The sequence below is a fragment of the Pseudaestuariivita atlantica genome, assembly GCF_001205715.1.
Classification (GTDB): domain Bacteria; phylum Pseudomonadota; class Alphaproteobacteria; order Rhodobacterales; family Rhodobacteraceae; genus Pseudaestuariivita; species Pseudaestuariivita atlantica.
Genome location: NZ_AQQZ01000005.1, coordinates 125,622 through 147,122, shown reverse-complemented (window position 1 = coordinate 147,122; position 21,501 = coordinate 125,622). Strand labels below are relative to the sequence as shown.

Here is a 21,501-nt window from a genome sequence, read left to right as displayed (position 1 = left end):
GCAAACATAGCCCCCGATCAGACCCGAGTCGAGTCCGCGAAAACTGTACAATTTGCACATTTCAGGGGTCCGTTCTGTACATTTCGCCCGAGGCGGCGGCGTCAGGACAGTTTCCAGACGAAACCGCTGGTGCCGATGGCCGGGAACCGTTCGCGCACCAGCGGATCGTGACCGGGGATCACCCGCGCGGGATCGCCCGCGAGCGTCCGGATCAGGTCGAAGCCGCGCCGCATCTCGGCCCGGTCGAAGACGATGGGGAAGAGTTTGCCGGCTTCGAAATTCTCGTAGTAATGCGCGGCGTCCGAGGCGAGGCAGACTGGCCCGCCCGGCGTCATCACGCGCACCGCCTGCAAGCCGCTGGAATGGCCGCCGACGCGGTGGACCGTGACGCCCGGAGCGACCTCGGCCGCGCCCTGGTGGAACACCACGCGGCCGGAATAGACGTGGCGCACCATGTCGCACACGTGGTCGGCGGTGAAGGGTGCGCGCAGGTCGGGGTCACACATGCAGGGGCCGGTGGCAAAGGCCATCTCTGACGCCTGCAGGTGGAAGGTGGCCGCCGGGTAGCGATCAAGCCCGCCAGCATGATCGTAATGCAGGTGGGTGATGATGACAGTGTCGATCCGCGCGGCGTCGATGGTCAGCGCCTGAAGTGCCGCGACCGGGTCGCGCAGGATCGGGCGGTTGCGCCGGGCGGCCTCTGCCGCGTCATAGCCGGTATCCACAAGGATCTGCCGGGACCCGTTACACAGCACCCAGACGAAGTAATCCATGCCGTGCGGCGCGGCGGGATGATCGTCGCCGATGAAGGAATCCGACCGGGTGCGCGCGTTCCTGTCCGCGTATTTCAGCGCGTAGATGTCCCACAAACCATTGTCGAGCATGGATTGTCCTCCATTCCTGCAATGCACGCATTAATGCATACATAAAAGTATTTGACGACTCGCGCCCGCTTTGCAACGATCTTGGCGCAAACCGGGGGAGCGCGCCAAGATGCAGGCGAGGGGGATGGAGCAAGGTGCAAGCCGGGTGGGCGATGCCTATACGCGGCTGAAGGCCGAGATCCTGTCGAACCGCCTGCTCCCCGGTTTCCAGGCAACCGAGCCAGAGATTGCCGAACGCCTGGGCATGAGCCGCACGCCGGTGCGCGAGGCGCTGATCCGGCTGCAGGCCGAGGGGCTGGTAGAGCTGGTCCCGCGACGCGGCGCGCGCATCCTCCCGGTGAGCGCGGCGGACATGAACGACATCTACGAGATCCTGACGGCGCTGGAGCCGCACGCGGCGGCGGAACTGGCCCTGCGCCGCCCGGACGCGCAGGTGCTGGCCCCGCTGGAAGAGGCGACCTCGGACATGGAGGCGGCGCTGGAGAAGCCCGACCTCGATGCATGGGCGGCGGCGGATGACCGGTTTCACCGCACGTTGCTGGAATTGCACGGCAATGACCGGCTGACCGCCATCGCCTCCACCCTGTTCGACCAGGCGCATCGCGCGCGGATGGTGACCTTGCGGATGCGCGACATGCCGCACCGGTCGACCGCCGAGCATCGCGAAATCCTCGGTGCGTTGCGGCGCGGCGATGCCGAGGGCGTGCGCCGGTTGTTCCGCGACCACCGCGAGCGGGCGGCGCGGGAACTTCTGCACATCCTTGAACGGATGGGCCTGCCGCAATTCTGAGGAGCCGAATGACCGAAGCCGCACATATCGCAGTCATCCCCGGAGACGGGATCGGGGTCGAGGTGACGGAGGCCGCTTTGCATCTGGCCGACCGGGCGCTGGCGCGGGTCGGGTTGCCCGCCTTGCGGCGGGACGTGATCGCGGCGGGGGCGGAATATTACAAGAAGACGGGGCAGGACATAGAGCCCGATGGCGAGGCGCGGGCGGGGCGGGGAGAGGCGATCTTCCTTGGCGCGATCGGCCTGCCGTCGGTCCGGCACGCGGACGGGACCGAGATCAGCCCGCACCTGCGCCTGCGCGACCTTTTCCAGTTGTACGCCGGGGTGCGCCCGGTCAAGGCCTATCCCAACGCTCCGCAGAGGCTGGCCGATCCGCGCGCGGCGGGGCTGGACCTCGTGATCCTGCGCGAGTCGACCGAGGGGCTGTTCTATTCGGCGGCGGTGCATGGACGGGCGGAGGTGTTCGGGGACGAGGCGGTGCATGACATCATGCGCATCTCTCGCACAACCACGGAAAAGCTGCACCGGTTCGGGTTCCGGCTGGCCGAGAAGCGCCGCGCGCGGGGGCGGCCCGGAGTGCTGACCTGCGTGGACAAGGCCAACGTGTTCACCAGCCAGGCGTTCTTTCGCAAGATCTATGACGAGGTGGCGGGCGATTTCCCGGACGCCAAGCGCGCCTATGCCTATGTCGACGCGATGGCGCTGGACCTCGTGCGGAAGCCGTGGGAGGCGGACGTGCTGGTGATGGAGAACATCTTTGGCGACATCCTGTCGGACCTTGCGGGCGGGCTGGTGGGCGGCATGGGGATGGCGGCCTGCGGCGAATACGGCGACGATCACGCGCTGTTTCAGCCCGCCCATGGCAGCGCGCCCGACATCATGGGGCAGGACAAGGCGAACCCGCTGGCGGCGGTGCTGTCCGGGGCGATGATGCTGGAATGGCTGGGCGAACGGCGGGACGAGCCCGCCTATGACGGAGCGGCGCGGCTGATCGAGGCGGCGGTGGAGCGCGGCTTTGCAGAAGGCGAGCTGCGCCCGATGGAGTTCGGCGGGGACATGGGATGCCGCGCGATGGTCGCGGCGCTGGAGGCGCGGATATGACCCTGCGCGTCGCCATAGCCGGGCTGGGATATTTCAGCCGGTTCCACGTGGCGGCGTGGGCGGGTGACGCGCGGGTGCGGATCGTGGGCGTGTGCGACACGGATGCCGGGCGGCGCGAGGCGGCGGCAGTGGAAACCGGCGCGCAAGGGTTTGCCGGGGCGGGTGACATGGTCGCGGCGACCGCGCCCGACATCGTCGACATCATCGCGCCGCCGCCCGCCCATGCGGAGCTGATCCGCGCGAGCCTTGGGCGTGGGCGGCCGATCGTCTGCCAGAAGCCCTTCTGCACCTCGATCGAAGAGGCGCAGGCGGTGATCGCCGAGGCGGAGGCGGCGGGCGCGCGGATCGTCGTGCATGAAAACTTCCGGTTCCAGCCGTGGTACCGCCGGATGAAGGCGTTGCTGGACACAGGCGATCTGGGCGCGGTGTACCAGGCGCGGTTCGCCTTGCGGCCCGGTGACGGGCGGGGGCCCGACGCCTACTTGGATCGCCAGCCCGCCTTCCAGGCCATGCCGCGCCTGCTGATCCACGAGACCGGCGTGCATTTCATCGACACGTTCCGCTGGATGCTGGGCGACGTGACGCGGGTCTTCGCCGACCTGCGGCGGCTCAACCCCGCGATCGCGGGCGAGGATGCGGGGTTGCTGCTGATGGAGCACGCGGGCGGGGCGCGGTCGCAGTTCGATGGCAACCGGCTGGTCGATCACGACGCCGACAACCTGCGCCTGACCATGGGCGAGATGGAGATAGAGACCGAGGGCGGTGTCCTGCGCCTGAATGGACGCGGCCAGATCACCCTGCGCGCCTTCGGCAGCACCGACGCGCTGCCGGTGGGAGAGAACGGCGTCAGCTATCCCACCACCTTCGGCGGCGGCTGCGTGGCCTTCCTGATTGGGCATGTCATCGACCACCTCGACCACGGCGCGCCCTTGGAAAACGAGGCGGCGGACTACATTCACGTCATGCAGGTGGCCGAGGCGGCCTATGCATCGGCGCGGGAGGGGCGCTGGATCGACACGGGGGGACATGGCTGATGTACGCGGTCTGCGTGACATTCCGGGTGCGGGCGGACGCGGTGGACGCGTTCCTGCCACGGATGCTTGCCAATGCCGAAACCTCGCTCGCAACCGAGGCGGGATGCCACCAGTTCGACGTCTGCCGCGAGGGGAACGAGGTATTCCTGTACGAGCTTTATGCCGACCGGGCCGCGTTCGACGCGCATCTGGACACCGCGCATTTCCGGGATTTCGACGCCGCGACCGCGGACATGATCGAAGAAAAGACAGTGAAAACATATGGCTGGCGGAAAGGAGGCGAGGCGGCCAGTTGACCATGTGCCATTCGGCACTCTACCACCGATAATTACTAGCAAGGGCCGACGCGACAGATTCGGCCTGATTGGGAGGAACATTATGAAACATCTTATCGCAGCGGCCACCGTGGCCGTCTTCTCGGCCGGTACGGCCATGGCCGAAAAGGTCACCCTGAACATGCCGTCGACCTTCCCCGGTTCGCTGATCCAGCTGGGCCAGGCCGGTGTGAAACTGCAGGACACGCTGAACCTGATCTCGGGCGGCGACATCGAGATGAAATTCTTCGAGCCGAACGCGCTCGTCCCGCCGCTGGAAATCTACGACAACGTGTCGAACGGGTCGGTTGACGCGGGCTGGTCGGTGCCGGGTTACTGGGGGTCGAAGAACTCTGCCTACAACCTGTTCGCCGCCGTTCCCTTCGGCCCGTCGGCGGGTGAATACCTTGCATGGCACTGGTATGCCGGTGGCGAGGAGATGATGAACGAGATCTACAACCGCGACGGCATCCAGTCGCTGGTCTGTGGCGTCATCGCTCCCGAGGCATCGGGCTGGTTCCGCAAGGAAATCAACTCGCCCGAAGACCTGAAGGGTCTGAAGATGCGCTTCTTCGGCCTTGGCGCGAAGGTGATGCAGAAACTGGGCGTGGACACGCAGCTTCTGGCCGGTGGTGACATCTACCCGGCGCTGGAGCGCGGCACGATCGACGCGACCGAGTTCTCGATGCCGGCCATCGACCAGAACCTCGGGTTCTACAACATCGCCAAGCACTACTACTTCCCCGGCTGGCACCAGCAGTCGACCATCCAGGAGCTGCTGATCTCGAAAGCCAAGTGGGATGGCATGACGGATGCGCAGCGGGCCATGATCTCGACCGCGTGCCGCGCCAACACCGCGACGCAGCTGGCCGAGGGCGAGGCGATCCAGGGCAAGGCGCTGGCGGAAATGGAAGCCAACGGCGTGACCATCCACTACTGGTCGGATGACATGCTGAACACCTTCCGCGGTGCGTGGGACGAAGTCGTGGCCGAGGAAATCGCGGCCAACCCCGACTTCAAGAACGTCTGGGACAGCATGCAGCAGTTCCGCGGCGAATACGCGAAGTGGAAAAATCTCGGCTACCTGAAGTAAGCCGCAAGGTCCAGGACCTGGCGGGCCCGGTGTGATCCGGGCCCGCCTTTGCGTGCAACGGGGCCGCGAGAGCCCCCGCGCGCCACAAGAGGGGAGGATAGTCTGATGCAAGGCTTGTTGGGCGTCAGCCGGGTCATAGACCGGGTGCTGGCCACGCTGGCGGGGATCGGGGGCTGGATGGGTTTCGCGCTGGTCGTGGTCGTCTGCTACGACGTGATCACGCGCTATTTCGGAGTGCCGAAGCCCGCGGGGCTGAACTCCACCATGATCCAGGAATTCGAATACTGGCTGCACTCGGGGCTGATCGTGTTCGCCATCGGGTATGCCTATACCCGCAACGCGCATGTGCGGATCGAGTTGTTGCGCGACAGTTTCAGCAATCGCACCAAGCACCTGATCGAGGTGATCGGACTGTTGGCGGCGCTGATCCCCTATGCGGCGATCGGGCTGTACCTGAGCTGGCCCTTCGTGAAGCAGAGCTTCATTTCCGGAGAGATTTCCAAGTCGCAGACCGGCCTGTCGAACCTGTGGATCGTCAAGGCGGGGCTGTTGGTCCTGTTCGGGATGCTGCTGCTGGCGGGGATTTCGCAACTCATCAAGTCGCTTGCGGGCCTGTCCGGCGCGCTGGGCGCTGACGAGGAAGAAGAGTTGCTGGGAGGGGGCCACTGATGTTCGCCGAATACCTTCCGATCTACATGTTCGTGGCGCTGGGCATCCTGCTGTTCACGGGGTTCCCGGTGGCCTTCATCCTTGGCGGTGTCGGGCTTGGCTTTGCCTTCATCGGCATGGCGATGGGCGAGTTTCAGTGGATCTTCCTGAAACTCCTTCCCAGCCGCATCTTCGGCGGGGTGATGGAGAACCTGATCCTCACCGCAATCCCGATGTTCATCTTCATGGGCACGATGCTGGAGCGGTCGGGCATCGCGCGCGATCTGCTCAACTGTCTGCAGGTCGTGTTGCGGCGCGTGCCGGGCGGGCTGGCGCTGGCGGTGACGCTGATGGGCACGATCCTTGCCGCGACCACCGGCATCATCGGTGCGTCGGTCATCATGATGAGCCTGCTGGCCCTGCCGGTGATGATCCAGCGGAATTACAGCCACGAGCTGTCGACCGGCACAATCGCTGCGTCGGGCACGCTGGGCATCCTGATCCCGCCGTCGATCATGCTGGTGATCATGGCCGATCTTCTCAGCCGGTCGGTGGGCAACCTGTTCGTCGCCGCCGTCTTTCCGGGGCTGATCCTTGCGGGGCTGTACGTTGCCTATATCGTGATCCGCTGCACCATCAATCCGGCGCTGGCGCCGCGGCTCGAGGCCAATATCGGCCCGACCACCACGGTGGGTTACATCGGCATGATCTTCCGCAGTTTCGTGCCGCCGGTCGTGCTGATCGGTATGGTGCTGGGGTCGATCCTTGGCGGTCTGGCCACCCCGACGGAGGCGGCGGGCGTGGGCGCGATGGGCGCGGTTCTGCTGGGCCTCATCAACCTTGTCGTCCTGCCGGCGCTGGGCGTGAAGGAGTTCACGCTGAACCAGCCGGGCGAGGACGCGGTGAAGACCGAGACGGGGCTTGGCGCTTTCTTCGCCACGTTGCGGGAGGTCGTGGACCGCACGATGCTGACCAACGCGATGATCTTTGGCATCTTCCTGGGCGCCACGATCTTCTCGGTCGTGTTCCGGTTCCTCGGCGGGGACGAGATCGTGCAAAGCTGGGTCGGGGACGTAGGCGCGTGGCGCGTGCTCTTCACCGTCCTGCTGATCGTCTTTGTGCTGGGCTTCTTCTTTGACTGGATCGAGATCACGCTGATCGTGCTGCCGGTCTTTGCGCCGATCATCGCGAGCCTCGATTTCGGGGATCACGTCGACAAGTTCGAGGTCACCTACTGGTTCGCGATCCTGATCGCGGTGAACCTGCAGACCTCGTTCCTGACGCCGCCCTTCGGGTTCGCGCTGTTCTACATGAAGGCGGTGGCCCCGAAGGAAGTGAAGATCCAGGAGATCTATCGCGGGATCGTGCCCTTCGTGCTGTTGCAGCTGATCGGTCTGGCGCTGGTGATCGCCTACCCGGATATCGCGCTGTGGTTGCCGAGGGTGCTGCTCAACTAGCGGCGATTGCTGCAAACGACACCTTTCGCGGGGTCCGGCCTAGTCCTTGGGTCGGGACCCGTTCAGTTCGCGCAGGCGGGTGTCGACGGCATCGCGCGACGTGCCGGACAGGAACTCGTCGTAATAGGCCACGAGCGTCGGTTTGGGCGCGAGGCCGAACCGGGTTTCCCAGCGCTTGGTATAGCTGGAGAAGATGCCGCGCCGGTGCTGGAGGCGATTGCGGCGCGGGTTGGTCGACACATGCGCTGCCATGCGCCCGCGATAGTCGCAGACCAGTTCCTCGTTCACCCAGATGCGCAGGTAGCCGCCGTCGTCGGAGCCGAAATTGGTGTTGATGACGATGTCCTGCCATTCCGACTGCGCGGCCCTGGTCGAGAACAGGCGGCAGATATAGCCCGAGTTCCGGTCACGCCCCCAGTCGAAGGTCGTGGCCATGTCGTCGAGATGCAGGACCACGTCGCGCCCGGCATCGGGTGACGGGGTGCACACGTCGGCGCAGGCGGCGAAATTGCCCTCGTCGCTGCCCAGCTGGATCAGGCGGATCACTGGTGGCAGATCAGGCGACAGCCGCCACTGGCCAAGGACCAGCCGCAGCGCGGCGTCGCGCGGCACGGGCGCCAGAACAGGCGAGCGGAAGGACCAGCCGTACCAGATGTCCCGGTCGATGCGGGCGGTGGCGCGGCGTGGCTTTTCCTGCACCTCGGCGCGGTAGCGCGGTTTGCCGCAATCGGACCCGCCGCAATCGCCGTTGCGCAATTCGTACCGTTCCGCCACCCGGCCCCAGCGCACGGGTTCGGGAAAGGAGGTGTAGCGGAAGTTGTGCGGCATCGGGCTGAGCGGCGCGTCATAGCCTTTGGGCGCGGTGTCAGCGCCTGCGGGATACGCGAAAATGCCGGCCAGCGCGGCGGCGAGGAGGGCCTGTTTCATGCAAGGTCCGGTTGTTGTGGACACGTGTTTTCGATGTCTGCTCTTGCCCGTCATTGTCGGGACGATGTTGCATTTGGTCAAGCCGTGACGCCGCTGCAGGCCGCCTGAAACGGGGGCGGAACCGTGCCAAAAGGGGCGGAATTGTGGCGCGTCTTGGGCCATAATTCCTTGGTTTCCCCCAGATATAGGGCCAATCGCCACAGTCTACGGTTGATTGGTGCCGATTTGTCACCAACCACCGGTTCGCCCGCCGTAACTCGCCGAAAATGTTTACCCGACAGGGGCCGCCACGTACTTTGGGTCCAACGACGGGAAAACCCGCGATAAAAACATATGAGGCAGTTATGGCAAGAATCAGTGTCTTCGGCATTGGGTATGTCGGCGTTGTATCCGCAGCGTGTCTGGCCAAGGATGGCCACGATGTGATCGCGGTGGATGTCGATCCCGGTAAAATCGATGCAATCAACAACGGGCTGTCGCCCATCGTCGAGAATGGCCTCGACGAGTTGATCGCAGAGCAGCACGCGAAGGGGCGCATCCTTGCCACCGACGACGTGCAATACGCCATCGACAATTCGGACGTGTCTTTCATCGCGGTGGGTACGCCTTCTGCTCCTGACGGGTCGGTCGGGCTGAAATACGTCGAGATCGTGTGCGACAACATCGGTCGTGCGCTTGCCAACAAAGACGCGTTCCACTCGGTCGTGATCCGGTCGACCATCGTGCCGGGTTCGACCGAGGGAACGTGCATCCCGGTGCTGGAAAAGGCATCGGGCAAGACGGCGGGCAAGGAGTTCGGCGTCGGTTACTACCCCGAGTTCCTGCGCGAGAGCACGGCGATCGAGGATTACTATGATCCCGGCCTGATCGTGTTCGGCGCGATGGACAACGGCACCGCCGACATCCTGACCGAGATCAACGAGACGCTTCCGTGCAAGATCCACGTGGTGGACCTGCGCACGGCGGAGATGGTGAAATACACCTCGAACACGTGGCGCGCGGTGAAGGTCACCTTCGCCAACGAGATCGGCAACATCGCCAAGGCCTGCGGTCTTGACGGCCAGACGGTCATGGAAATCCTGTGTTCGGACGACAAGGTGAACATCTCGTCCTACTTCATGCGGCCCGGTTTCGCCTTTGGCGGGTCGTGCCTGCCCAAGGACGTGCGTGCCCTGCGGCACCTCGCCCGCGAGAAGGACGTGACCGCGCATATCCTCGAAGCGGTGATGGAGGCCAACGAGGCCCAGATCGCCCGTGCCGAGGCGATGGTCGAGAAATCGGGTGCCAAGAAGGTCGGCTTCATCGGCATCTCGTTCAAGCCGGGCACCGACGACCTGCGCGAAAGCCCGCTGGCGGAACTGGCCGGGCGGCTGATCCGCAACGGCGTGGAGGTCGAGATCTTTGACCCCTACGTGCACGAGGCCTTCGCCAACGAGAACTCGACCGCCGGTCGCGGCAACGACGTGGTGCCGGATCTTGGCGGGCGTCTGAACGCCGATCTTGGCGCGGTGATCGATGGCAGCGACACGGTGCTGGTCGGCAACTTCTACCGCGACACGGTGGAGCGGCTGGAAGCCGTGGACAAGCCGATGATCGACCTGACGCGGATGAACCGCAAGAAGGTGTCGAACGGCACTTACGAGGGCATCTGCTGGTAAGCAGCCGATGACGATCTTCCTCACCCATATGGCCTATTTCGCGGTAATCGTGATCCTGGCATCGGTGATCCCCAAGGGCTTCCTTGGGGATCTCGAAGGTGCGGAATCGTCCATCTTCATCCTCGGGGCGCTGGGGACATGGCGGTACAGCTGGGCCGCGATCAACTTTACCCGCGCGATCTATTTCCGTCGCATCAGCTATCCCCGGCGGAAGAAGCGCGGCATCCGCCGGTTCGAGAAGGCGGGCGCGCCGTCGCATTGCTTCATGCTGGTGACATCGTACATGGTGCCGCCGGAAGTCACGCTGCCGGTCTATCGCACCGTGTTCGAGGCCGCGGCCAATGCCCGCGACGGCGCGACCATCGTCGCCTCGGTCGTGGACGGCGCGGACGAGCGGCTGATCCAGCAGATCTATGACACGCATCCGCGCGATCTGTCGGACGTCAAGCTGGTGATCGACCGCATCCAGGCGAACGGCAAGCGCGACGCGTTGCGCAAGACGTTGAACATACTAAGAGGTTTCTGCCCGACGGACCGGGACATCCTGGTCTTTGTCGATGGGGATACGGAGGTGCCGGAGAATATCTGGGAAGCCTCGGCCCCGGTTTTCACCAATTCCAAGGTCGGCGCGCTGACGACCGACGAAGCGGCCCTCACCGGCCGCGACAACCTGTTTCAGGACTGGTTCGTCATGCGGTTCAACCAGCGGCAGGTGATGATGTGTTCGATGGGTCTGGGCAACCGTGTCCTGACCCTGACGGGCCGCATGAGCGTGTTCCGTGCGTCGCTCGCCACCGACCCGACCTTCATCGAGCAGGTGGGCGCCGATTACCTCGACCACTGGCGGCTGGGGCGGATCGACTTCCTCACCGGCGACGACAAGTCGACGTGGTTCTGGCTTTTGAAGAACGGCTACGAGATGCGGTACCTGCCCGACGTGCAGTCGCGCAGCTACGAGGACCAGCCGCGTCCGACCTTCTTTGACAGCGCCAAGACGCTGATGGTGCGCTGGTTCGGGAACATGATGCGCACCAACGGGCGGGCCTTGCAGCTGCCCGCGTCGCTGATCGGGAAATTCACGTGGTGGTCGATCCTCGACCAGCGGGTGTCGGCGTGGACGACGCTGGTGGGGCCGATCACCGTGACGCTGACGGCGCTGGGCGGCACGTGGGAGATCATCCCGCTTTACGTCGCGTGGGTGATGGCCACGCGGTACCTGTTCTGCGTCATCATCAGCCTGTTCAACGACCAGTGGTTCAAGGTCACGCACCCGTTCCTTCTGTACTTCGGGCAGATCGCCGGGGCGATGGTGAAGACCTTCGTGCTGTTCCGGTTGGACAAGCAGAAATGGACCCGCCAGGGCTCGGGCGGTGGGGCCGCCGCGCTGGCGATGTCCGACCGTATCAAGGCGTGGGACAACACCACCCACCACCTTATCGCGTTGTTGTTGTTGACCCTTGCGGTCGCGTTCGTGGGTAACTTCTAGGGAAAGGGTTTGCCATGCCTGGCGAGCTGAAACTGACCGATGACATGAGGCGCACGCTGGGTGCGACGCGGGTGGAACCCGCGGCCCCCCAGCCCGCGCCGCAGGGAAGCGTGCCACCGGCCTATCCCCCGGCGGCATCGCCCGAAGGCTATGCGCCGCACCCGTCGTCGCAAGGCCATCCCCATGCCGTGCCGCAGCACCCGCACCGGCACCAGCAGGCGGCGCCGCAGGCCTACGCGCATCCGCACCCCGCACAGGAGGCAGCACCGCAGCCGCAGCCGCAGGCACAGCCCGCGCAACCCGCGATTGCCAGCAGCTTCGTGACCGAGAAAGAGCACCCCATCTGTCCGATCCCGTTCACCGTCCAGATCGGGGACGACAAGATGGAAGGCACGGGTCTGTCGCTGACCCACGCCTATGTCCGCGTGCCCGTCAGCCCCGACGAGGGCCTGATCGGCACCCGCCACCTTGCAAGCATCCAGTTCCAGTTCGAGGGCTTCCAGCTGGACCTGACGCCCGAGGTCATCATCGCGCGGGGCCGCGAGCATGGCGAGGTGGCGCTGGAATTCGCCGATCCCACGGGCGCGCACCTGCCGCAATTGCGGTACGTCATCAACTCGTTCATCGCGGGCGATTTCGTGACGCTGGGCGCCTTCCTCAGCTATACCGGCCCGGTCAAGCCGAAGAGCCCCAAGGCGCAGGCCGGCGAGAAAAAGCGCAATTACGTCAAGAGCCTGGGCGTGATCCTGGTGTCGCTGATGCTGATTGCCGTGGCGCTCAACATCGTGATGCAGCGCTACATCCACTCGTATGAACCGCGCCCGGTCTTCATCGCGCAGGCGGGGCAGGAACTGCGCTCGACCAGCGCGGGGCAGATCACCTATCTCAACCCCGAGGCGGGCGAGGGCGAGGTGATCTATTCGATCAGCGCCAATTCCGGCGACATCCTGAACTTCCAGTTGCCCTGCGACTGCACCATCACCCTTGCCGACGGCGTGTTCGAGGGCGCGACCGTGCTGCCGAGCGACCCGGTGCTGAGCTTCCACCAGCGCGGAGAGACCCGCGTGCAGGTCGAGGCGATGATGTCGGTCGAGGGGCTGAGCCGCGCCGTGAACGGCGAGAACGTGTCGATCGTGATGTCGGACGGGCGGGTGTTGCCGGTGAAGGTGATCCAGTCCTCGGCCACCAACGCCGCCGCGCAGAACGGCGATCTTTACCTGCCGGTTCGCCTGCAGGCTCCGCAGGGCGTGTTGACGTCCGAGGATATCGGGAAACCCGCGCGTGTCCGCCTGACCCGCACCCTTCCCTTCCTGAAGAAGTTCAAAGAGGAGGCTCCGGCATGGGCGCTTTGATCCACCCGCTTGTCATCTGCGGCGGCAATGGGACGCGCCTGTGGCCCGTGTCACGAACGCAGAGCCCCAAGCAGTTCCAGAGGGTCGGGGGCGCGGGGACGCCGTCGTTCTTCCAGTCCGCCATCGACCGTCACCGCGGTCACGGCTTCGCCGATCCGGTGGTCGTGTCGTCGGCGCGGCACCGCGACACGCTGCACGGGCAGTTGCGCGATATCGGGGTGAACGCGCGCACCATCCTTGAACCGATGGGCCGCAATACCGGTCCGGCGGTCCTTGCCGCCGCGATGGTGCTGGCCGAGGACGACCCGGACGCCGTGATGCTGGTGGTGCCGTCCGATCACGTGATCGACGGCGACATCAACGCCACCATCCGTGCCATGAAATCGGCGGCGGATGCGGGCTACATCATCACCTTCGGCATCAAGCCACGGTATGCCGAGACGGGGTTCGGCTATATCACCGACGGCGGGCCGATCATCGAGCATAACGGGTTGCACGCGGTCGAGCGTTTCGTGGAGAAACCGCCGACCCGCAAGGCGCGCCTGCTGGTGGAAAGCGATATCGCCTACTGGGCGTCGGGCATCTCGATGTTCTCTGCCCGCACGATCATCGCGGAATACGACAAGGTCGATCCCGACACGGTGCGCGCGGTGCGCCGCTCGATCGAGCGGGCAGTCGAGACCGAAGAGGGCCTGTTCCTCGACGGTGACAGCTTTGCCGAGTGCAACAACGCTCCGACCGAGAGCATGGTGTTCGAGAAGACCGACAAGATCGCGCTGGCGCCCCTGGACGTGGACTGGTCCGACGTGGGGTCGTGGACGGCCATGTACGGCATCTCGGAAAGCGATCCGGCGGGCAACGTGCTGCAGGGCGACGTGATCGCCGTCGAGACGCAGAACACCATGGTGCGGTCGGACAACCGGCTGGTCACGGTCGTGGGCCTGACGGACATCATCATCGTCGATACCGACGACGCGCTGCTGGTCACCAAGGTCGGCCATTGCCAGTCGGTCAAGAAGGTGGCCGAGCACCTGAAGAAGACCGAGCGCGTCGAGGCCGAGAAACATGCCGGGACCGAGACCGAGTGGGGCAACCTGCGCAAGATCGTGTCGAAGGACGGGCTGGACCTGTCGGCGCTGCGGATCAAGCCGGGCGCGGTCGCCAAGGTGGAGGCCAAGCCAGGCCGCGAGGTGATCGTGGCCTCGGGCAGCGTCACCGTGGATGACGGCGAGCAGGCGAAGACGTTCGAGGCGGGTGCGCGGCACATGCTGCCCGCGGCGCGGGACGTGCGCATCGCCAATCGCGGCAGCGCCTATGCGGAGTTGATTTTCCTGACATTGCCGGTGAGCGGCGAAGAGGCCATGGAGGCGCTGAGGAAGAGCAATTATGCGTAAGACGCTGGGAAACCTGTGCGTTCTGACCAGCCTGTTCGTGTTCCTCGGGCTGGCCGGCGCGGCGCTTGCCGGGCCCGACCGGACCGTGTTCGAGATGACGGCGCGTCTGGCCGAGCTGGACCGCGCCTTGCGCGCGGATCCGTTCGCCGCGATCGAGTTGCCGTATCTCGACAAGGCGGAGGCGGACGCGGGCGACGAGGGACCTGTCCTGCGGATGAACTCCGGCGCGCCGGAGCCCGCGGTGGTGGGCGCGCGTTTCCAGATGCTCGACATGCGGTTGCCCCTTGCGATGATCGCGCAGAGCCACGGCGGAGGCGACAACGAGGCGGTGCTGACCGCGCAGGGGCCGAACGGCCCCAACGCGCTTGTCCTGCGCGAGGGTGCGGCGCGGATGGGCGACCTGGCCGCTGCCGCGCTGGCTCAGAATGCCGCGCGCTGGGATCCGGATGGCGCGCTGCGCCTGACCCGCCCGCTGATCGTCTGGGACGGAGCGCACCTGACGCTGGGGCCGGGCGACGTGTTGCGGCTGGACCGTGTCGCGGGTGCTTTCGTGCAGGTGCTGGGCCGGATGACCACGACGGATGCGACCATCGAAGGCACCGTGGGGGAAAACCCCGACGTTCCGCGTTTCCGTCCCTTCGTGGTAGCGGGCAGCGGCGGGCTTCTGGACCTGACGCGCAGCCGGTTCACCGATCTTGGCTTTGGCCATACCGAGAAGTTCGCAGGCGTCGCGGTGGTGCGCAACGGCCTGATGATGGGAAGGGGCCGCGTCACGCTGGACGGCAACCTGTTCACGCGGGTCGGATCGGTCTGGATCGACACCGCGCAGGACGCGCAGATCACCAACAACCGCTTCCGCGCCGCGACCAAGGTGCCGCTCGCCGTCACCAATGCCGGCCGCCCGGTCATCACCGGCAACGTCTTTTTCGAGAACGGCAAGTTCAACGCGATCCAGGTGCTGCGGGGATCGTATGGCGCGGTGATCGAGGACAACGTGATCCTCGGTGGAGAGCGCGCGGGCATCGTGGTGAAGTTCGACAGCCACCGCGCCGTGATCCGCCGTAACGTGGTCTGGAAGCGCGACGGGACGGGCATCATCTTTGCCAAGTCGAACTGCGCGGTGATCGCCCGGAACTGGGTGCTGCAGAACCGTCAGAAGGGGATCGAGTTGCGCACGGCGCGCGGCACCGAGGTGCGCGACAACCGGCTGGCGCTAAACCGGCATACCGGGCTTTGGATCAGCGCGCAGGCCTCGACCGCCGCGACGCTGGTGGCGGGCAACGTGTTCAGCCAGAACCGCACCGGGCTGACAACGGCGACGGGCGCGCAACTGGTGATCGAGGGCAACGATTTCTCGGGGCAGGTGCCGCGTTTCCTGTCGGGTGACGTGGCCACCCAGAACGCCGAATTCGCACGCGGGACCGTGGGCGAGGGAACCATGGTTCTCACCGCGGCGGGCCTGACCCGCGGCAACGCGCCCGCGACGGGCTGCCCGGCGGGGGATGCGTCGTGATGCTGCGGATCGTCCTCATCCTCGGGGCGCTGGCCCTGTCGGCGCTGCCTGCGGCGGCGCAGGAATTCGAGGTGCCGATCCCGGTCGCGGCAGAGGGGCAGGACGTGGCCGTCGTGGTCGACCGCGGCCTGACCAAGACCAAGTACCTGCCGACCCGCAAGCTGCGCGCGGCGCGGGTGGCGATGCTGGCCAAGCAGGTCGTTTCCGACGAGGACCTGCGCGCGCTGGCCGACCGCAAAGACAGCCTTGCAGCGCTGAAATACACCCAGCTTCTGTGGCAGCGGGGCGTGTCGGAAAACGCGTCCGACATCGCCTATTACGGGTCGATCGCGGCGGCGGCGGGGCGGGTTTCGGCGCTGAAGAAGATGATCCGCGCGATGGCCTACCTTGATCCCGCGACCGAACCGGCCAAGCGCCGCAAGCAGTTGATGCGCGTCCTCTACCCGTACGCGTGGGGCGGCAACAGCCTCGCCCTTGACGCGCTGGTCGAATTCAACGGGGAGGGCAAGCTGTTCGGCGCCCTGTCCGAGCGCACCCGCACCCGCATCCTTGACCACGCCGAGGGTGGCGATGGCCGGATCGAGCTGCGCATGGCCGTGAGCCTGTTACAGAATACCAAGAGAACGCCCGACGACGAGGCCGCCGCGCTGCGGCTTCTGGAGCGGGCGCAACAATCGAGCAGATTGTCCGTCAAAACCACCGCGTTGAACCTGATCGCCCTGGTCGGGACGTGGCAGGAGGAGAGGCGGATCGTCACGAACTGAGGTGAGGGCACACCCTGTGACACGACACAGTTTCCATGCCGTCGTTGCCGCCCTCGGGGCGGTTTTCGGCGTTGCGGGGGCCGGTGAGGCGGCGGCGCAATCGGCCTATGGCTGCAGCAACCTCGACGATGGCAGTTATGCCAGCGTGCTGGAAGGCGATGGCGGCATGTTCTACCGCATCCAGCCGGACCTTGACGCGTTCCACAACATCTCTCCGCGCGCGGTTGGGGATGTGGCGGCGTTGTCAAAGGCGTTCGCGGCACAGGGCACGACGCTTGTCTACCTGCCGGTGCCGACCAAGGCGCAGGGCTGGTCCCGCGCGCTGGGACCGGGCGCGGCGGATTACGGGTATGACGTCGATATCGCCGCCACGGTCTATGACGACGCGGTGCGGCGCCTGCGCGCGGCGGGGGTCGTGACGGTGGACGCGCGCCACGCGCTGATGACGCTTGAGCAGCCGGGTTATTTCGCGACCGATCCGCGGCTGAACGCGGCGGGCACGCGCCGGGTGGCGCAGGCCATCGCGCAGGAACTGGCCGCCGTGCCGGGGCTGGGTGACGTGGCGCGCGGTGTCTATACCAGCGCGCCGCAGGCCGAGGTCATGGTGGCCTCTGCCGATCACGCGCGCATCCAGCGCGCCTGCCTGAGCGACCTGCCGCGCCCGATGGTCAAGGCCCATGCCACGGTCCTGAGCCAGCGTGCACCCGGCACGGTGGCCGATACCTCGCTGTTCGGCGGGCAGGCCGGTGCCGCGCCTGCGCCGCGCATCACGGTCGTCGGGACCGAGATGACGGGGCTGCCGGAGGCCAATTTCGCGGGCTTCCTGGCCGAGCATACGGGGATCGAGACGCAGGCCTATCACGTGCCGCAGGGTGGCGCGTTCGCGGCGATCTCGTCCTACCTGACCTCGACCGCGTTCCAGACCTCGCGCCCGCGCGTCGTGGTGTGGGAGGTGCCGATCCAGCACAATATCGCGCAGTATGGCGACCAGCCGATGGCCGAGTTGCTGGCGGCGGTGCAGGGCCCCGCCGCCTGTCGCACCCCGCTGACCGCCTTTGCGACGGGCGGGCCGGATATCCGCGTGGACCTTGGCCCGCTGCTGCCGTCGGAACGCTATACGCTCTACCTCGATGCCGGGGACGTCGCGGCGAAGAGCGCGCGGTTCACCTTCACCGACCGGCGCGGGCTGACCCGCACGCGGACCATCCAGCGCCACCCTGAACAGGTGGCGACGGGGCGGTTCTACCTGCCGATGTCGGGGCTGTGGCGCGATGGCGCGGCGCATGTGGACATCCGCACCGATGCCGGGTTCGGCCCGACGCCGCGCGTCGTGGCCTGCCTTGAACAGGAGGGCACCTGATGCACCGCCTTCGACTGACCCTTGCCGCCCTTCTGGCGGCGTCGCTGGGCGCGACATCGGCACCGGCCCGCACGCTCGACATCGTGTTCCTGCCGCCGACGCTGGAGCCGCGCAATGTCTGCACGCCGGGCCCGTCCGACAAGCCCGACGAGTTGCAGACCGAGGGCGGGGACGAGGACCTGACCGACCGCATGCGCATCCGGTTCATCGACCGCCATATCAAGCGGCTGGTGCGCGAGGACCCGGTGCGGTGGTTCGCCTTCATCGGCGACCTGATCGACTGGCGCGCGCGGATCGATCCGTCCTTCGCGGGCGTCGACGCGACGCTCGCCAAGATCGACCTGCACATCGCGGCAGGGCAGCTGGACGCGCTGACGCAGGCGGCGCTGGTGCCGGACCTGGCGGCGCAGACAGACGACCTGTTCAACGCGCAGAAGATGGCGCTGGCGCAGCTTTACATGGAAGGCACCGGTGTCGAGGTCGACATCGCCTTTGCGCAGGAACTGATCCGCGACGCGGCCTTTGCCGGTCATGCGAACGCGCTGCTGGACATCGCGCGGATGGACCTGCAGGGCACGCCGATGCCCGGCTGGGACGCGCCCTTGGACCTGACGGTGACCATGGCCTTCGGCGGGCTGCTGGGCCAGATGGATCGCGGCGTCTGCCGCCGGGCCGAGCGGCTGGCGCAGGAATACACCACCGGCACCGTTGTCTCGCACAACGCGGACGTGGCGCGCGCATGGCTGCGCTTTGCCGCCGACATGGGCTCTGCCCGCGCGGCGTGGCGCATGGTCGAGCGGCAGCTGAACGCGCCGGCGGCGGAAAAGGACAATGTCGAGATGCTGCGGTATCTCGAACTCGCCGTCGCGCGGGGCATCACGCTGGACGAGGGGCAGGTGGCCGCGGTCGAGATGTCGGGCGCGGACGTGGACACGGTGCGCGAGATCCTCGGCTTCAACCATTCCGAGGATGCGGGCACGGGGCGCCCGCAACTGTCGCCGCTGTTCCGGCTGTCGGTGAACATCGACGGGCAGGAGGCGGACGAGGACGGGCTGTACCTCGACTACCTGCGGGAGGTGACGCGGTTGCCGAACGCGCCGGGCCGGGCCTTTACCCGGCTGGGCAAGGAGGTGCTGGTCAAGCGCGGGCGCTGGGCGGGCGAGGCCGAGGCGCAGGCGCTATTCACGCAGGCCGCCGAGCGGGGTGATGCCGAGGGGCAGTACGAACTGGCGCGCCTGCTCGTGCGCTATCGCGACGACCCGGTGCAGTTGAACCGTGCCGCGGACCTCTGGGCCGACAGCGTCAGCCGCCACGGCATGGAAACGGCGATGAACCAGCTGGACGCGCTCTACCGCTGCAAGGCGCCCGACGCGCCGCGCCTGTGGGAGGCCGAGCCGTGGGCCGAGGCCTATGCCGCGACCGAGCATCGCACGGTGCCGCTGTCGGCGACCGACCTCGTGGCGCTTGACCCCTACAAGGAGCCGTGGACCATCGCGCGCCTGCAAAGTCAGGCGCTGGATGGCCGGATCGAAAGCCTCGCACGGCACGTGCAGCGCGTGCAGCTTGATCCCTTCGCGTCGGAACGGGCGCAGCGCATCTGGGCGCGGCGGCTCGACCGGTCGGACAAGGCGCTGGAGGTCTTTGCCGAACTGGAATTCGAACTGGCGACCAACCCCGCCGAGCGGACCCGCGCGATCGAGCTGTTCCGGCGCGTCTACCTCAACAACGGGGTCACCACCGCGCTCGACCTTGCCATCGCGCTGACCGAGGACAATGCCCGCGTGCCGGAGGTGGCGGACGAGATCCTGCGCCTTCTGGACCAGGCCGCGAACCGGGGCGAGGGCGCGGCGATCCGGCTGAAGGCGCGGCTGTTGTCCGGCCAGCGCAGCGAGCGGTCGGTCTACGAGGAATACGCGCAGGAGATCGAGGACCGGGGCGATTTCCTTGCCATGATGTTCGCGCTGCCGCATGTCGCGCCGGAAAAGCGCGCCGACTACTTCGACCGGGCGGCGCAGCAGATGAACTGTTCGACCAAGGATGTCGAGGAGATGGCGGATGCGCACACGATCCTCGGCGACGCGGCGCAGGCGTATCGCTGGAAGCAGATCGGTCTGACCATCGCGGGCAAGCACGTCCTGTCGAAGCTGCGGCTGAGCGATATCCAGCTGGCCGCGTTCGACACCGGCGCGGCGCCGGACCGCGAAGGCGTGGCCGCGCGGGCGGTTGCCGATGGCGATGCGGGCGCGCTGCGCACGCTCTACCGGCTGACCAGTGATCCGGACCTTGAAGGGTTCGATCCCGACCTTGCCGCCGATCACCTGCTGGCGCTGGTGACGCGCGGCAATGCGCAGGACAAGGCGTGGGTGCTGGGCCAGTTCCGGCGCGCGCCGCGCGACGTGCAGGACGCGGTGATGGCGCGGTTCGACATGGGCGCGCTGTACCGTCAGCTGGGGCAGGGCGGCGACGTCGCCGCGCGCACCGAATACGGGCTGATGCTGCGCGACCGCGCGACCACGCGGGGCGAATTGGCCGAGGCCGCGAAGTGGCTGTTGTCGGCGGCCGAGGGCGGCCACGTCGCGGCGATGGCGGCCTATGGCGAGATGCTGGGGCAGGGGCAGGGCGTCGTGCGCGACGTGCCCGGCGCGCTGCACTGGCTGGACCAGGCCGCGGCCTCGGGCGATCGCGGGTCGAAACGCGCGGCGCGGCTCTTGCGGTTGAGCGGGTCGTGAAGACTGTACTGGCGGGGCTGGTGATGGCGGTGCTGGGCGCGGTGTCGGCATCGGCCCAGTGCGCGGCGGTGCCCGAACCGGTGCACGTGCTGGCCTATGGCTCGCGCTATGTCGAGGGAACGGACAGCCGCAAGATCGACAAGGCGGCAAGCCGTGCGGTGAACGAGGCGCTGGACCCGGTCGACGAGTTGATCCGCAATGTGGCGTCGGATGCCGACGCGGTCGATGCTGGCAGGACGGACCGCGCGGAATGCGGCATCGCGGCCTTGAACAAGTGGGCCGAAGCGGGCGCGCTGGGCGCGCTGCAAAGCGATACGGCGCGGCTGACCATCGGTTCGCGCATCGCCGGAATGGCGCTGGCCGCGCGGCGGTTCCGCGACGTGGCGCCCGCCGATCCACGCTGGCCGGTCGTGGAGGCCTGGCTGACCCGGCTGGTCGAGGCGCAGCGGGATTTCTGGGAAACCGATGCGCCGGATGGCGCGAGGCGGGGCAACCTGCGCGCCTGGGCAGCGCTGGCGGGTGTCGCGGTGTCGGACCTGACGGGGGACGAGATCACCCGTGGCTGGGCGACGTGGTCGGCGGTGCACGTGGCCTGCACGGCGGCCCCGGATGGCAGCCTGCCGCAGGAGATGACGCGCGGAAAGCACGCGCTGCATTACCAGTTGCACGCGGTGGCGCCGCTGGTCATGAGCGCGGTGTTGCTGACCCCAAGGGTGGACCTCTTCTCGGAATGTGGCGGGTCGCTGGACCGCGCGGCGCGTTTCGCGGTGCGCGACCTTGCCACCGGGGCCGAGAGCGAGGCGATCACCGGGCGGGTGCAGAGTTTCTTCGACGGGTCGCGCGAGCTGGGCGGGTTCCAGCTGGCATGGATCGAGGCCTACCTGTCGGTACGGCCCGATCCCGATTTCGAGGCGCTGGTGGCAGCATTCCGGCCGGTGTCGAATTCGAAGCTCGGCGGCAACCAGACGCTGGTCTGGCGCTGACGCTCGTCCGCCCTG

General features: G+C 66.8%; 18 protein-coding genes. 16 read left to right on the top strand and 2 right to left on the bottom strand.

Going from position 1 to position 21,501, the window contains the following annotated elements; genetic code table 11:
- Window positions 1-101: 101 nt before the first annotated feature.
- The gene (locus ATO11_RS12725) at window positions 102-884 is read right to left on the bottom strand and encodes an N-acyl homoserine lactonase family protein (RefSeq protein WP_050531272.1); all 783 of its coding nucleotides are present in this window, start codon (window positions 882-884) and stop codon (window positions 102-104) included.
- Window positions 885-1,008: 124 nt separating this feature from the next.
- Here ATO11_RS12725 and ATO11_RS12720 point away from each other — a divergent pair, with 124 nt between their 5' ends.
- The 7 genes from ATO11_RS12720 to ATO11_RS12690 all read left to right on the top strand — a co-directional run bounded on the left by ATO11_RS12720 (window position 1,009) and on the right by ATO11_RS12690 (window position 7,320).
- Window positions 1,009-1,674 (top strand): GntR family transcriptional regulator, encoded by a 666-nt coding sequence (locus ATO11_RS12720; RefSeq protein ID WP_207382969.1) that lies wholly within the window; start codon window positions 1,009-1,011, stop codon window positions 1,672-1,674.
- Between the two features lie 8 nt (window positions 1,675-1,682).
- Window positions 1,683-2,774, top strand: a complete 1,092-nt coding sequence (locus ATO11_RS12715; RefSeq protein ID WP_050531270.1) for an isocitrate/isopropylmalate dehydrogenase family protein — start codon at window positions 1,683-1,685, stop codon at window positions 2,772-2,774.
- A complete protein-coding gene (locus tag ATO11_RS12710; RefSeq protein WP_050531269.1) occupies window positions 2,771-3,808 on the top strand; it encodes a Gfo/Idh/MocA family protein in 1,038 nt (345 codons plus the stop codon). Before ATO11_RS12715 ends, ATO11_RS12710 begins: the two co-directional genes overlap by 4 nt.
- On the top strand, window positions 3,808-4,104 hold the full coding sequence (locus ATO11_RS12705) for a putative quinol monooxygenase (RefSeq protein WP_050531268.1): 297 nt from the start codon (window positions 3,808-3,810) through the stop codon (window positions 4,102-4,104). Before ATO11_RS12710 ends, ATO11_RS12705 begins: the two co-directional genes overlap by 1 nt.
- 82 nt (window positions 4,105-4,186) lie before the next feature.
- Window positions 4,187-5,215: a TRAP transporter substrate-binding protein gene (locus ATO11_RS12700; RefSeq protein WP_050531267.1), complete on the top strand. Its 1,029-nt coding sequence runs from the start codon at window positions 4,187-4,189 to the stop codon at window positions 5,213-5,215.
- A gap of 105 nt (window positions 5,216-5,320) precedes the next feature.
- A complete protein-coding gene (locus ATO11_RS12695) occupies window positions 5,321-5,884 on the top strand; it encodes a TRAP transporter small permease subunit (RefSeq protein WP_082176292.1) in 564 nt (187 codons plus the stop codon).
- The gene (locus tag ATO11_RS12690; protein ID WP_050531265.1) at window positions 5,884-7,320 is read left to right on the top strand and encodes a TRAP transporter large permease; all 1,437 of its coding nucleotides are present in this window, start codon (window positions 5,884-5,886) and stop codon (window positions 7,318-7,320) included. The genes ATO11_RS12695 and ATO11_RS12690 overlap by 1 nt, the downstream gene beginning before the upstream one ends.
- 39 nt (window positions 7,321-7,359) lie before the next feature.
- Here ATO11_RS12690 and ATO11_RS12685 read toward each other — a convergent pair whose 3' ends face one another.
- Window positions 7,360-8,247: a heparin lyase I family protein gene (locus tag ATO11_RS12685; protein WP_050531264.1), complete on the bottom strand. Its 888-nt coding sequence runs from the start codon at window positions 8,245-8,247 to the stop codon at window positions 7,360-7,362.
- 344 nt (window positions 8,248-8,591) lie between these two features.
- On the opposite strand from ATO11_RS12685, the gene ATO11_RS12680 reads away from it, so the two are divergent.
- From ATO11_RS12680 to ATO11_RS12640, 9 genes are read left to right on the top strand one after another with little or no spacing between them, the layout of a single operon-like run.
- Window positions 8,592-9,905, top strand: coding sequence for a nucleotide sugar dehydrogenase (locus ATO11_RS12680; RefSeq protein ID WP_050531263.1), 1,314 nt, complete (start codon window positions 8,592-8,594; stop codon window positions 9,903-9,905).
- A gap of 7 nt (window positions 9,906-9,912) precedes the next feature.
- A complete protein-coding gene (locus tag ATO11_RS12675) occupies window positions 9,913-11,391 on the top strand; it encodes a glycosyltransferase (protein ID WP_050531262.1) in 1,479 nt (492 codons plus the stop codon).
- Window positions 11,392-11,435: 44 nt separating this feature from the next.
- Window positions 11,436-12,743, top strand: coding sequence for a hypothetical protein (locus ATO11_RS12670; protein ID WP_134643113.1), 1,308 nt, complete (start codon window positions 11,436-11,438; stop codon window positions 12,741-12,743).
- Window positions 12,731-14,137, top strand: a complete 1,407-nt coding sequence (locus ATO11_RS12665; RefSeq protein ID WP_050531260.1) for a mannose-1-phosphate guanylyltransferase — start codon at window positions 12,731-12,733, stop codon at window positions 14,135-14,137. Before ATO11_RS12670 ends, ATO11_RS12665 begins: the two co-directional genes overlap by 13 nt.
- Window positions 14,130-15,650 (top strand): right-handed parallel beta-helix repeat-containing protein, encoded by a 1,521-nt coding sequence (locus tag ATO11_RS12660; RefSeq protein ID WP_050531259.1) that lies wholly within the window; start codon window positions 14,130-14,132, stop codon window positions 15,648-15,650. Before ATO11_RS12665 ends, ATO11_RS12660 begins: the two co-directional genes overlap by 8 nt.
- Window positions 15,650-16,414, top strand: a complete 765-nt coding sequence (locus ATO11_RS12655) for a hypothetical protein (RefSeq protein ID WP_050531258.1) — start codon at window positions 15,650-15,652, stop codon at window positions 16,412-16,414. The genes ATO11_RS12660 and ATO11_RS12655 overlap by 1 nt, the downstream gene beginning before the upstream one ends.
- Before the next feature lie 16 nt (window positions 16,415-16,430).
- The gene (locus ATO11_RS12650; protein WP_050531257.1) at window positions 16,431-17,774 is read left to right on the top strand and encodes an alginate O-acetyltransferase AlgX-related protein; all 1,344 of its coding nucleotides are present in this window, start codon (window positions 16,431-16,433) and stop codon (window positions 17,772-17,774) included.
- Window positions 17,774-20,503: a tetratricopeptide repeat protein gene (locus ATO11_RS12645; protein ID WP_050531256.1), complete on the top strand. Its 2,730-nt coding sequence runs from the start codon at window positions 17,774-17,776 to the stop codon at window positions 20,501-20,503. The genes ATO11_RS12650 and ATO11_RS12645 overlap by 1 nt, the downstream gene beginning before the upstream one ends.
- A complete protein-coding gene (locus ATO11_RS12640) occupies window positions 20,500-21,486 on the top strand; it encodes an alginate lyase family protein (RefSeq protein WP_134643112.1) in 987 nt (328 codons plus the stop codon). Before ATO11_RS12645 ends, ATO11_RS12640 begins: the two co-directional genes overlap by 4 nt.
- Window positions 21,487-21,501 lie beyond the last annotated feature (15 nt).